At 57.6% G+C, this 12865-nt stretch carries 12 protein-coding genes; 5 read left to right on the top strand and 7 right to left on the bottom strand.

Going from position 1 to position 12865, the window contains the following annotated elements; translation table 11 throughout:
- Window positions 1-23 precede the first annotated feature (23 nt).
- On the bottom strand, window positions 24-1532 hold the full coding sequence (gene pdxR / locus EDC14_RS12595; RefSeq protein ID WP_132014651.1) for a MocR-like pyridoxine biosynthesis transcription factor PdxR: 1509 nt from the start codon (window positions 1530-1532) through the stop codon (window positions 24-26).
- Window positions 1533-2087: 555 nt separating this feature from the next.
- Here pdxR and EDC14_RS12590 point away from each other — a divergent pair.
- The 5 genes from EDC14_RS12590 to EDC14_RS12570 all read left to right on the top strand — a co-directional run bounded on the left by EDC14_RS12590 (window position 2088) and on the right by EDC14_RS12570 (window position 6624).
- Window positions 2088-3263, top strand: a complete 1176-nt coding sequence (locus EDC14_RS12590) for an aldo/keto reductase (protein WP_132014696.1) — start codon at window positions 2088-2090, stop codon at window positions 3261-3263.
- Between the two features lie 424 nt (window positions 3264-3687).
- Window positions 3688-3906 carry a hypothetical protein gene (locus EDC14_RS12585; RefSeq protein ID WP_132014650.1) on the top strand — a complete coding sequence of 73 codons (219 nt, stop codon included), beginning with the start codon at window positions 3688-3690 and terminating at the stop codon, window positions 3904-3906.
- Between the two features lie 78 nt (window positions 3907-3984).
- Window positions 3985-4203, top strand: a complete 219-nt coding sequence (locus EDC14_RS12580) for a hypothetical protein (RefSeq protein WP_132014649.1) — start codon at window positions 3985-3987, stop codon at window positions 4201-4203.
- Between the two features lie 168 nt (window positions 4204-4371).
- A complete protein-coding gene (locus EDC14_RS12575; RefSeq protein ID WP_132014648.1) occupies window positions 4372-6069 on the top strand; it encodes a M3 family oligoendopeptidase in 1698 nt (565 codons plus the stop codon).
- A 78-nt stretch (window positions 6070-6147) separates the two neighbouring features.
- Complete coding sequence (locus EDC14_RS12570; RefSeq protein WP_132014647.1) at window positions 6148-6624, top strand: hypothetical protein; 477 nt, start codon at window positions 6148-6150, stop codon at window positions 6622-6624.
- A 58-nt stretch (window positions 6625-6682) separates the two neighbouring features.
- On the opposite strand, the gene EDC14_RS12565 is transcribed toward EDC14_RS12570, so the two are convergent.
- From EDC14_RS12565 to EDC14_RS12540, 6 genes are all read right to left on the bottom strand, one after another.
- Window positions 6683-7969 carry a glucose-6-phosphate isomerase gene (locus tag EDC14_RS12565; RefSeq protein ID WP_132014646.1) on the bottom strand — a complete coding sequence of 429 codons (1287 nt, stop codon included), beginning with the start codon at window positions 7967-7969 and terminating at the stop codon, window positions 6683-6685.
- Window positions 7966-9000: a Gfo/Idh/MocA family protein gene (locus EDC14_RS12560; protein ID WP_132014645.1), complete on the bottom strand. Its 1035-nt coding sequence runs from the start codon at window positions 8998-9000 to the stop codon at window positions 7966-7968. Before EDC14_RS12560 ends, EDC14_RS12565 begins: the two co-directional genes overlap by 4 nt.
- 15 nt (window positions 9001-9015) lie before the next feature.
- The gene (locus EDC14_RS12555; RefSeq protein WP_132014644.1) at window positions 9016-9783 is read right to left on the bottom strand and encodes a sugar phosphate isomerase/epimerase family protein; all 768 of its coding nucleotides are present in this window, start codon (window positions 9781-9783) and stop codon (window positions 9016-9018) included.
- A gap of 137 nt (window positions 9784-9920) precedes the next feature.
- Complete coding sequence (locus tag EDC14_RS12550) at window positions 9921-10796, bottom strand: sugar phosphate isomerase/epimerase family protein (protein WP_132014643.1); 876 nt, start codon at window positions 10794-10796, stop codon at window positions 9921-9923.
- 33 nt (window positions 10797-10829) lie between these two features.
- Window positions 10830-11909: a Gfo/Idh/MocA family protein gene (locus EDC14_RS12545; protein WP_132014642.1), complete on the bottom strand. Its 1080-nt coding sequence runs from the start codon at window positions 11907-11909 to the stop codon at window positions 10830-10832.
- A 91-nt stretch (window positions 11910-12000) separates the two neighbouring features.
- On the bottom strand, window positions 12001-12852 hold the full coding sequence (locus EDC14_RS12540) for a carbohydrate ABC transporter permease (RefSeq protein WP_243662919.1): 852 nt from the start codon (window positions 12850-12852) through the stop codon (window positions 12001-12003).
- Window positions 12853-12865: the final 13 nt, after the last annotated feature.

The following is a 12865-nucleotide window of genomic DNA, read 5'->3' as shown; positions in this document are numbered from 1 at the left end:
TCCGAGAGCCGGTCCGGTTTCCGCTATACCAGCGGCTGGATATCGGTTCCGGTGCGTTCTTGCGGCGCTGCCGCCTCGCGGCTCTCACGCAGAGCCCGCGCCAGCCGCCGGACTCCCTCCCGGATCAGCTCCGGGTGGCAAAAGGTGAAATTCAGCCGGATAAAGTCGGCGGAGGGCGGTTCGCTGCAAAAAACCTCCCCCGGAATAAAGGCCACTTTATACTCGGCGGCCTTCACCTGGAGCTTGACGGGATTGATCTCCTCGGCCAGGCGGCACCATAGATACAGCCCGCCTTGGGGCTTGCGCCAGACGAGATCCGCTCCGGCCTGCTCACTCAGCTCCTCATGCATCACCTGAAGCCTTCGGGCGTATTCACGGCGCGCGCCATCCAGGTGCCCGGGGAGGAAATCCTGGCGCAACAGCCGGTCGATGAGATACTGGGGCAGGCTGCTGGCATGCAGGTCCATTAGCTGCTTCATCTGCTTGAGCTGTCGAATCACCGGCGCCGGCGCCGCCGCCCACCCGACCCGCAAGCCGGGAAAGAGCAGCTTGGAGAAGGTGCTGAGGTAAATGACATACCCCTGATGGTCCAATGCCTTCAGCGATGGCAGGGGGTTCCCCTCATAACGCAATTCTCCGTAAGGATCGTCCTCGACGATGGGGATCTGGTACTGATAGGCCAGGTCCAGCAGTTTGCGCCGCCGGCTTAGGTCCAGCACCGATCCGGACGGGTTTTGAAAGGTCGGCAGGGTATACATGAATTTGGGCCGTAACTTGGTCAGGGCCGATTCCAGCCAATCGACGGAGAGGCCGTTCTCGTCCATCGGCATGCCGATGACCCGGGCGCCGCTGGCCTTGAAGAGCTGCAGTGCGTAAAAAAAGGTAGTCTCTTCGACGAAGACCACGTCGCCGGGGTCCAGAAAGGCCCGGGCGATCAGATCCAGGCCCTGTTGCGAGCCGGAGAGCACCAGCAACTCATCGGGCTCCGCCTGAATGCCGCGGCCGGCCAGCAGCCGGCCAATGCTCTCCCGCAAGCTGAATATGCCCTCACTCGGCGTATGCAAGAAAAGCCGTCTCCCATACTCTTGCATCAGTTCCGCCTGGAGCCGGCCCAGGCGTTCCAGCGGGTAAAGTTCGGGCGCGGTGACGCCGGCGGCGAAGGAGATCACGTCGTCGCGGCTGGCCAGGGCCATCAGGTCCCGGAGCGACAGTCCCTGAGACCGGATCGCTTGCTGGCTGAAAAGGTGCCGCCAGGCCAAAGGGTACGGCGCGGCCGCGGCGGGCGGCCCGGCCGCCGACGCCAGCACCACCGTGCCGTCCCCCACCCGGGAGTCGACATAGCCGTCGGCCTTCAATTCATGGTACGCATTCAAAACCGTGCTGCGGTTGATCCCTAGTTGCGCGGCGAGCTTCCGCTCCGGCGGCAGCCGGTATCCGGCCGGAAGCACCCCGGACAGAATCATCCCCGCGATCTGGCGGCTGATCTGCAGATACACCGGGACCGCGCTCTGGCGGTCAATCGTAATCAACATCGCATTCCCTTCCATCGATTGGCTTGTATTTTGAGACGAATGGCCCGATCCAATTCGATCATAGCAGGGATTCGAACGCCCGAAAACCGCCAATTGGCATATTTTTAAACCAGCCAATGAATGCCGGACCCAGTTCCGGCACAGTAACAGCTTTCAATGCCTGATCGGCGCCCGCACGGCCCTCCCTGGTTGCCGCCAATGGTGCCGGAATTTCCAAAGCAGCTTTGGAATCCGGCGCTTTCTTCCCCGGTCAAACCCCTACAGGACGCCGCCCCGGAAAAATCATACCCAATCTCCTTCCAATTACAAACTTAACAAGGAATTCCATGGAAAATGTCTAATCATGATCAACGTCCGCAACCCGTCGAATGGCCCGAAACACGCCAGGCAAATTGGTTCCCTAAAAATGGTTCGCAATTGGATCTGGCGGGGAACCACAGAATTGCTAAAGTAGAATTGCGAAAGGGTGCTAGATTTGGGCTCTTCGCCCAAGAACGGGCCCCGGGCAGATTTGGCGCGGACTTAAAAACCGAAAATTATTGGAGGTAGATCATGATGCAATACCGGCCATTCGGAAAATTGGATTTTCAAGTGTCAGCCCTCGGTTTCGGGGCGATGCGCCTCCCCGTCAAGGAAGGGCAGATCGACGAGACTGAAGCTACCGCCATGCTACACTATGCCATCGATCACGGCGTCAATTACGTGGATACCGCCTACCCTTACCATGGCGGAGCCAGCGAACCCTTCGTCGGCCGCGCGCTGCGGGGCGGCTACCGGGAGCGGGTCAAGCTGGCCACCAAGTTGCCCAGCTGGATGATTCAGAGCGCCGCTGATTTCGACAAGTATCTGAACGAGCAGTTGCAACGGCTCCAGGACCAGACCATCGACTTTTACCTGCTGCACTCGCTGGACAGGGATTCCTGGCCCAAGCTGCGTGATTTGGGCGTGCGCCAATGGGCTAAGCGGGCCATCGCCGACGGCCGCATCCGCTATCTGGGCTTCTCATTCCATGACGATCCCGAGGCCTTCCAGCCTATCGTCGACGACTATGACTGGACCTTCTGCCAGATTCAGTACAATTACATGGACGTGGCCAACCAGGCCGGGCTGAAGGGGCTGCAATACGCGGCCGCCAAAGGGCTGGCCGTGGTGATCATGGAGCCGTTGCTCGGCGGGAAGCTGGTCGCGCCGCCCCAATCGGTCCAGGCGATCTGGGACCGGGCCGCCCAGCGTCGCACTCCGGTGGAATGGGCGCTGCAGTGGATTTGGAGCCACCCGGAAGTGGCGGTGGTGCTCAGTGGGATGAGCACCATGGACCAGGTGAAAGAGAATGTCGCCCTGGCCGACCGCGCTGCAGTCCATTCCCTGAGTCCGGAGGAACTGGCGCTCGTCGACGAAGTGCGCGCCCGCTACCAGGGGATCACTGCCATTCCCTGCACCAACTGTAAGTATTGTATGCCCTGTCCACAAAATGTCGATATTCCGGCGAACTTCGCCAACTATAACGACGGCATCGCCTACGCCAAGCCCGAAGCCTCCCGCGGCCAGTACGGCTGGTGGAAGGTCGCCCACGAGGTGCACGGCATCATGGAGCACGACATCCGGGCCGTCCGCTGCGTTCAATGCGGCGCGTGCGAGACCAAGTGTCCCCAGAAGATCCCCATCAGCCAGTGGATGCCGGTGCTTCATTCGGTACTCGATGAAGGAAAGCCGTTTGTCATGAACCTCTAGAAGCCATGGGATCAAGTCTCTTTCAGTTCGGTCCGACCTGCAAAAGAATGTTAAAACCGACTTTATCCCTTGCTTCTCTGTGCTTTTGTGTTCACCCTGTCCTTCAGACAGGGTTTATCACAACGCTTCTAGGAAAGGCGGCGGCGGAACGTTAAAAAAAATAGGATTTTAACCGGGAGATTTCGGCTTTTCACAAAAGGTACGGAAAAGACATAAGTTTGAAGAATTCCTGAAATTCTATGCAGTTCGGCGTTTCCGGCACCCGGCTTCAAAAATCATAGAATTTTTCGGCCGGGATATAAATGTCATCAAACGTTATGAATTTATAATGAATTGCATTCCAGCATGAACTTTTTTATTTTCCGGCACATATTTTGTGAAAGGGATATCCCTTGAAGGCCAGATATGAGAGGAGTGAATTTGAATGGATAGCGCCGGATATGAAGCTCCTGTGAACAAAACTTACGAGCCGCTCATCAAGATCATCAGTGAGGATCAGGCGTTCCGGGTAGGTAAATTACCGGGTACCGCCATTACTGGCTTCATTGATGTCGAGAAATTCGTGACTCTCAATCACCAAACATTCTTCCTGGAAAAGAAACTGCCCTTCCAGATTCTGATCATTTCCGCTCACGAGTGCTAGACAACCAGGGCTGCCTCTACCTAGAGGCAGCCCCCTTCATATCTTCTCCCAAAATGCATCTCTGGAGGCTGAAACGCCATGGAAACGGATCAACCGCTGGTCGTCGAAACCTTGATCACCTTGGCAATCTTGGAAGGCGCGACGCCGGATGAGGGCCAGCTGCTCGTCGCCTATATCGGAGGATGGCTCCAGCGTTACCTGGAGACGCTGTCCGAAAAATACCGGGACGCCATCTTCAAACCATTCGCGGTGGAAGTCATCCCCATCCCCCTGCCGGATCCGATACTCTCCGTTTGAGACCGGCGCGCGGCCGGAACGGACTGAAACCGGGAGCGGATCTCCAAAAAGTCAACGTTAGCCGCAAGTTTTTTTAGAATTATTCCATCCGCTCTGCTATATTTATAGAAGAAGCATGATGCCAACTGTTTTGCAAAAGACTAGGGATACCGCCAGGAGGAAGATCAGATGTCCACTTTTTCAGAGTACCCGTACCGCCGCCCGGATATGGACCGCTTTCAAGCGGAGTTTCAGGAGTTGCTCCGCCATTTCGAAGCGGCCGCTTCTTTCAGCGATCAGGACCGAGTGATGTCGGCCATCACTGCCTTGCGCAACGAGTTTGAGACCATGAGCACGCTGGTGCATATCCGCCATTCGATGGATACCGCCGATGAATACTACGACCAGGAGAACGATTTCTTCGACGAGAGCGGCCCGGTCTATGAAAGCCTGGTCGACCGCTTTTACCGGGCTTTGGTCGATTCACCCTACCGTCCGGCCATGAAGGAAAAATGGGGCCGTCAGCTTTTCCGCCTCGCCGAGCTGAAGCTGAAGACCTTTGCGCCCGCGATCATGGCCGACCTCCAGCAGGAGAACAAGCTATCCAGCCAGTACACCAAGCTGCGGGCCTCGGCCAAGATTTTATTCGAAGGGGAAACCCGCAACCTCTCCCAGATGAGCCCCTTCATGCAGTCCCCGGACCGGGCCCTCCGCAAAAAGGCCCAGGAAGCCTACACCGGCTTCTTCCTGGAACACGAGGCGGAATTCGACGCGATCTACGACGGCTTGGTCAAGGTCAGGGATGGCATCGCCCGGAAGTTGGGTTTCCAGAATTTCGTCGCATTGGGGTACGCCCGGCTCAGCCGGTCCGATTACGACGCGGCGCTGGTGGCGGGTTACCGCCGCCAGGTGCTGGAGGCCGTCGTCCCGTTGGCGACCCGCTTGCGGCAGCGCCAGGCCGGACGCTTGAAGCTGGATGCGCTGAAATACTATGACGAACCCCTGGAGTTTCTGAGCGGCAACGCCGTGCCCAAGGGGGACGCCGCCTGGATCCTGGCCAACGGCCGGACCATGTACCGGGAGCTCTCGCCGGAGACGGACCGCTTTTTCCGCTTCATGGTCGAGCACGAGCTGCTGGATCTGGTCACCCGTCCCAATAAGGCGGGCGGCGGTTACTGCACCTATATCAACCTCCACCGCGCGCCGTTCATCTTCTCCAATTTCAACGGCACCTCCGATGACGTGGATGTCCTCACCCACGAAGCGGGCCACGCCTTCCAGGTCTACCTGAGCCGGGATTATGAAGTGCCGGAGTATATCTGGCCGACGCTGGAGGCGTGCGAGATCCATTCCATGAGCATGGAGTTTCTGACCTGGCCTTGGATGAAGCTCTTTTTCCGGGAGGATGAGGCCAAATACAAGTTTGCCCATTTGAGCGGGGCTTTGTTATTCATCCCCTACGGCGTGAGCGTCGACGAGTTTCAGCACTGGGTCTACGAAAACCCGGCGGCGACCCCGGCCGAGCGCAAACAGGCCTGGCGGGCCATTGAGCGCAAGTACCTGCCGCACCGCGATTATGCCGATAATGACCTGTTGAACCGGGGCGGTTTCTGGTTCCGGCAGGGCCACATCTTCGGCAACCCGTTCTACTATATCGATTACACCCTGGCTCAAGTCTGCGCCTTCCAATTCTGGAGCAAGTCCCGGGACGACCGCGCTACGGCCTGGCAGGATTATCTGCGGCTGTGCAAGGCCGGCGGGAGCAAGTCCTTCCTGGAGTTGGTGCGACTGGCCAATCTCGAGAACCCATTCGAGCCGGGATGCGTCGGGAGGGCCATCGGTCCGGTCGCCGCTTGGCTGGGCGGCGTGGCGGACCAAGATCTCTAAGGAGCCGGCTCGACAAAACCGCATAAATTGGCCAGGGGTACGGATAATAGAATTATTCCAGGTTTGAGGAGTATTGCGGTGGAGTTATCCAATCGCTTGTATTATCCGGTTTTTGCCCTCGTCATGTTATTTTTCGTCCTGGCCTTCGTCCCCCGCAAAGAGTTGCAGCGGACCTTCTGGTTCAGCCTGCTCTGGGGGACCGGTCTGGATACGATCCTCGTTATGCTATTTAAGGCATTGAACCTTTATCACTATATCCACGCCGAGCCGTTTGAGCTCTGGGGTTCGCCCTTTTTCATCAACCTATCCTGGGCCGCGGCGGTGATGCTGTTCCTGCACTTCCTGCCGGCCCGGAAAGAATGGTATGTTTTGCCGCTTTATCTTTCCTCCTACGCCTGGCTCGGGGTGTATATCGGCGTTTTTCTGACGAAAGCCGGCTTGATCGTTGAGACCCACTGGAGAGGAATCTATCGCTTCCCGTTGGTCTACGGCTGTTTTTACCTCTGCTACAAACATTATCAGCATTTAAAAAAGAAGGACTGGAATTCGCTCTGAGAGTTCCTTCCCGTCCGTCATCAACATCCGTTTCCGCCAAGCCCGGCTGTTCCTGGCGTTACGGGTTGTTTTTGCGCTTCAACTGGCTGAACATATGGGTCTTATAGGCCTCCACGCCGGGTTGGTCAAAGGGATTGACCCCCAGGATGGTGGCGGAGATATAGCAGGCATACTCGAAGAAATAGAACAGCTGCCCCAGATAATAAGGGGTCAATGCCGGGACATTGAGGATCAGCGCCGGAACCCCACCGGCGACGTGCGCCCTAACCGTCGCCTCAAAGGCGATCTTGTTCAAGTCGGTAAAATCTTTGCCGTCCAGATAATCAAAGCCATCCGCCGTGCCGTGGTCTGCGGGGATCGGCAGCCTGGCCCCGGGCTCCTCCAGATTGATAAAGGTTTCAAAGATCATTTTGCGGCCGTCCTGGATATACTGGCCCAGCGCATGCAGATCCTCGCTGAATGAACAGGCGGCCGGGAAAATACCCGTGCCATCCTTCCCCTCGCTCTCCCCGAAAAGCTGGACCCACCATTTGGCGAAGTATTTCAGCAGCGGTTCGAAATAGGCCAGGATCTCCAGGCGGAAGCGCTTCGCCAATAGCAGATTGCGGGCCACTCCGTACCGCACCGCGATGTTTTCGGTGAGCGGCTGGGTTTTAAGGAGCCGCGCCATGTCCCGCGCCCCTTGGAGCAGTTCCTGAATGGGGACGCCGCTGACCGCGATCGGCAACAGCCCGACCGCGCTGAGCACCGAAAACCGGCCGCCGACATCCGGCGGAAACGGCAGAAAGCGATAGCCCTTGGCCGAGGCCAGCCGTTCCAGGCTGCTGCCATCCGGAGAACCGGTGGCGATGATCCGCGCGGCGGCTGCTTCCTTCCCGTAGGCCGCTTCCATAAATTGACGAATGATGCGGAAGCAGATCCCCGGTTCCAGGGTGGCGAAATTTTTGGCGATCACATTGGCATAGACTGATCTGCCCCGGATTTGGGCCAGGATTCGTTCGAGATAGCGCGGGGAAAGATTGTTGCCGGCATAGAGGATCTCCGGTATTCCGTCCGGCTGCAAGGCTTTGATGACCGCCCGCGCCCCCTGATTGGAGCCGCCCACGCCGATCAGCAGGAACACCTCGGCGTTTTCCCGGATCTCCCGGGCCGTCTCCGTGATCCGGCTCACCAGCGCCGCGCCGGTGCAACCATCGACATTCACCCAGCCGAGCATCTCGGATTGGGCGGCCGGCGGGTCCAGCAGCCCTTCCAACCGGGTCCGCTGCCCGGCGATCGCCGCCTCCAAATCCTTCTCTGTCACATGGGCCAGCATATTTGAATAATCGAGTGTGAGCGGCTTCATTGTCCCATTCCTTTCTCCAGGAAGATTCTCCGGTTCTCGCGCGAGGACCGGTAGACCCCCAGCACCATGGCCAGCGCTTTTTTGCCCTCGACGCCGTCGATCGCCACCGGCCGGTCCCCCAGGATGCAATCGTAAAACTCCCGGATCTGCCGGCAGTGATAGACACCCCAGTACCCTTGCCCCGGGATATTCACATCGTTCAAGGGCGCCGGGACGATCGGAGCGGATTCCCCCTCGATCTCCACCGTCACCTCAAATCCCTTCAGATGAACCTTTCCCTTTTCACCCATGATCTCGATCTGAATGGGGGCGTTATGGGTGTAGTAATTGCAGGCAAACAGCGAATAGATGCAGCCGTTCTCAAAGCCGATGGCCGCGTCGGCCACATCTTCCACCGCCACCGTCTTGAGGATCCGGTTGTCGATATGGCCGTGGATCCAGGCGACCGGGCTGCCCACCAGATACTGGACCAGGTCGACGCTGTGAATGGCCTGGTCGATGAGGACCCCGCCGCCTTCCTTCTCCCAGCTGCCCTTCCAGTCGCATTCGTAGTAGGACGGCGGCCGCCACCAGGTCAGGTGGGACCAGGCCCCGGTAATCTTTCCCAGCTTGCCGCCGTCGATCAGCTTTTTGGCTGCGACGATCCCTTCAATATAGCGGTTTTGAAAGATCACGCCCAGTTTTTTGCCGGCGGCGCGGGCCGCCGCGATCATCCGGTCGGCGTCATCCAGCGCGATGGCCATCGGTTTTTCGGTCAGGACATGGAAACCAGCCTCCAGACAGCGGATCACCTGCTCCGGATGCAAGAAATGCGGCGTGCAGATATGGACGACATCCAGGTCCTGCTCCAACACCGCATCAAAATGGTCCAACGCGGCGCAACTAAAATCGGCCGTGAAGGATTCGGCCCGCTCCCGCACTTTATCGACAGCGCATCGCAGTTCCATCTGATCCCCGCACTTTTTGAAGACGTCCCGGTATACCACGGCAATCCGGCCGCAGCCCACGATCCCCACTTTTAATTTTGGCAACGGACCATCCCTCCTTTACAATCCCGTTTCCATTACCCTGTCCAAAAAGGCCTTGGCCCTGGCATACCGGCCGAAGTCCGGCTCGCCTTCCTCGTACTCGACGACCGCCCAGCCATCTTCCGGCAAAACCGTTTTTAAGCCGGACATCAGCTTGGAGAAGTCAAATACCCCTTCGCCCAGATTGACAAATTCTTTCCCCGGACCCTTGGGATCCCGCAGGTGAACATAGGCAACCCGTGGCACAACTTCGCTGACGATGGCCATGGGGTCAAAACCGCCGGCCCATACCCAGCCGAGGTCCAAGCCGAAATAAAGGCTCGGCGCGTTGGCGGCCAGGGCTTTGAAGAGCGCCGCCTCCGCGGCGAACTCCCAGTCATGGTTGTGATAATTGAGCCGGACGCCCATCCGCAGGCACTGCCCCGCCACTTTCTCAATATTTTGGGCTATGGCCCGGAGATCCGCCGGCCCTGCGATCCGGCTGCCGGATAAAACCACATTGGGGTTGGCCGTATCTTTGACAAATTCGGCGACCGCCAAGACTTTGGCGGAGATCGCCTCCTCCTTGTCGATCCAGTCCCGCAACTCTCCGCCGACGTGCATCCCGGAGAGTTCCAGGTGGTAACGCCCCAATAAACCCAGCAGCTCTTGTTTCTCGCCGGTCCCGAAAAAACGCGAGCCGATTTCGACCCCTTGAAAACCGGTCTCCGCCAGGCCGCGGATGATCGCCTCCGTCTCCGTTTTGATCCGCTCTCTGAATAGCACCGCATGGCAGCCAAGTTTCATACTCGATCAGATCCTTTCTCGCAATGATGAAGCAACTCTTGATAGAAGCCCTGGAAAGAGTTTAAAAACGACTTTATCCCTTGCTTCTCTGAGCTTTTGTGTTCACCCTGGCCTTCGGACAGGATTTATCACAACGCTTATAAAAAACTCTCAATATGGTTCTTCGCTTTCAGCAAACCCTGTTGGACCTTTTCCAGCGTCCCTTCCCATACCGGATCTTCGTGTTCGATGCTGATGACGCCGGTGTAGCCGATCTCATCCAGGTTGGCCACGATTTTGTTCCAGTCGAGATCGCCCAGTCCGGGCAGGCGGTGCCGCCACCATTGCTGGGGATAAAAGTGGCCCTCGGTCGTGATGTTATGCAGGATGCCGACCCGGTTCAAGTTGTCGTAGAGCACCTCGGTATCCTTGCCGTGAACGTGGAAGATCTTCTCCCGGAACTTGATGATGTTCTCATAGGGGCTCATGAATTGCCAGACCATGTGCGACGGATCGAAGGCCAATCCCAGATAATCCGAACGGACCTTGTCAAAAAGAATCTCCCACATATAAGGCGATATTGCGATGTTCCCCATCATCGGACAGTTTTCAATACAGATCTTCACCTGCTGCGCCTCGGCCAAATCGGCGAGGCCCTGCAAGAACTCGGCCACGGCCGCGACGCTTTTTTCCGGGTCAAACCGCATGCCGTTAAAGGATGCCGGGGTGACCCCGGTGGAACAGACCACCTTTTGAATGCCCACTTGATGGGCGAAGACGAGCCTTTCCTTCAAATTGCGCTGATGCTCCGCAGCTTCCTGCGGATTCTCGCTTAAGAAGTTGCGGCAGTAGATCAGGGCCGAGATGCCGATCCCCCCTTCTTCCAAAACTTCATTAAATACCCGCTCGTCCAGGGGAATGCTCGGTCCCACCTCAAGATCGGCAAAGCCGTGGGCCGCCGCCCAGGCGGCGATCTCCCGCAGTTCCTTCATGCCCGCCCAAGCGAGACTGTTGGTTAAAAGCCCGACTTTCATCGTTTCTCCTCCGCCTTTTCTCAGGAAGATCCGCTACAGTTTCACGGTCATGGCCTCATCGGCCGATTTCTGCAACATATCCAGGATATACTGGATATATAGACCTCTTTCCAGGTTGCGAACAGCGGGTTTCCCGTCCAGAATAGCGTCGATGAACTCGTTGACCAGCCCCTTGTGGCCTTCTTCGCCCTTGCACTCATCGGGGACCGGGACGATTTGGCGCTTGCTCCCGTCATAGCCGCCGTTCTTTTCTTTGAGCCATACCTCAACTTCGTTGGGATTGCCGTTAAAGATCAACATACCGCCTTCGCCGACGATCTCCATCATCTGCCGCGGCATGCCGATGCGGCAGGATAAAAACGAAAGCAAGGTGCCGCTGGGCATCCGGCCGTTGAAGACGGCGATGTCGTCATTGGTGACCGCCGCCTTGCGGTTTTCGTCCCCGATCACGGTCCGTTCCCGGATCATGGTGCTGCGCATCGCCTGCACCTCGCAGATCTTCCCCTGGGTATCGCTTAACAGGTAGTCCGCCAGGTCCAGCATATGGCAGCCGAAATCGGCCAGGGCGCCGCTGCCCGAAAGTTTCTCCTGCATCCGCCATTCCAACTTCACCGCGGTGGGATCGGCAATCCTTGCGCCGCCCAATTCCTGCCGGCACGAATAGACTTGGCCGATCGTGCCCGCGTCGATGATCTGCTTCATGTACTTGATGGCCGGGATCTCCCGGTAGTTAAAGCCGATCAGGGCCACCACGCCGGGATGGGCTTTGGCGCATTCGACCGCCCTCTTTCCCTCTTCGTAGCTCAGCGCGTACGGTTTCTCGCAGATGAGGTGTTTGCCCGCCTCCATGGCCTTGATCGCCAGATCGACATGGGTGCAGTTGGGCGTACAAAGACTGACCGCGTCGACCAGACCGAAAAGTTGCTCGATGCTTTCGCAGATGGTTACGCCGGTAATCCCTTTTTGGGCCGCCCATTCGGCCGCCCGGCCCGGCAGGATATCGTAGATGGCCGTCAACTCGGCGCGCCCGTTGGCACGATAGGCCGCGACATGCTGGTTGGCGATGCCGATGGTATAGCCGGTGCCGATAATTCCCACTCTTACCTTTTTCATTTGCAGCTTGCCTCCATCCAAAAGTGTCGTGGTAAACCCCTTCCGAGGGTCAGATCGTTCACAAAAGCTTAGGGTTTATTCACTTTAAACGTCACGATTTTACCGCACCGGCGATTCCTTCGACGAAATACCGCTGCAGGAAAAGGAATACGATAATGATCGGGACCAGCGCGATGGATCCGCCCGCCGCGATCCCGGTCCAATCCACCACATACTCGCCTTTCAGGGCGTACAGGCCCACCGCCAGCGTCCAGAGCTTTGAATTGCTGAGGCTGAGGACCAGGGGCAGGAAAAACGAATTCCAGGTCCAGATGAACTGCATGATGATTACGCTGCCGATCACCGGTTTCGAGAGCGGAAGCATGATCTGGACGAAATTGCGGAAGAAACCGCAGCCGTCGAGCCAGGCCGCCTCCTCCAGCTCATTGGGTATCTGTTTGAAAAACGCCGCAAAGAGCAGGATAAATACGATGTGGGAACCGCCGGATTCGGCGAGGATGATGCCCAGCCGCGTATTGAGCAGGCCCATCATCTTGATGATCTCAAAGATCGGAATAATCGTAAATCCCAGGGGTATGAACATGCTGGCCACGAAGATCCCCATCACCATGTTCTTTCCCTTGAACGAGTAGCGGCCCACGACATAACCGGCCATGGCGCTCACGATCAGGACGATCGCCACCACGCTGGCGGTGATCACCAGGGTATTGGCGAAGCACTGGCTGAACTTAGCCGCATTCCAGGCCCTGATGAAGTTGGCCAAATTGAAGGAGGCCGGAATCAGGCTGAGCCCTTTGGAAAAAAACTCTTCCGAAGTTTTAAAGGAAGCCGCCAGCATCCATAAAAAGGGGTAAACCCATACAAAACCGGCAACGATCAGTAAAATGTGAACGATCATCATGCCAAAATGCTTTTTCCCTTTAGCCACCGGGCTAGAATTCATTGTCTTCCCTCCG

The organism is Hydrogenispora ethanolica (assembly GCF_004340685.1).
In the GTDB taxonomy this organism is placed as follows: Bacteria; Bacillota; UBA4882; order UBA8346; family UBA8346; genus Hydrogenispora; species Hydrogenispora ethanolica.
This window is presented reverse-complemented; position numbering and strand designations above follow the sequence as displayed.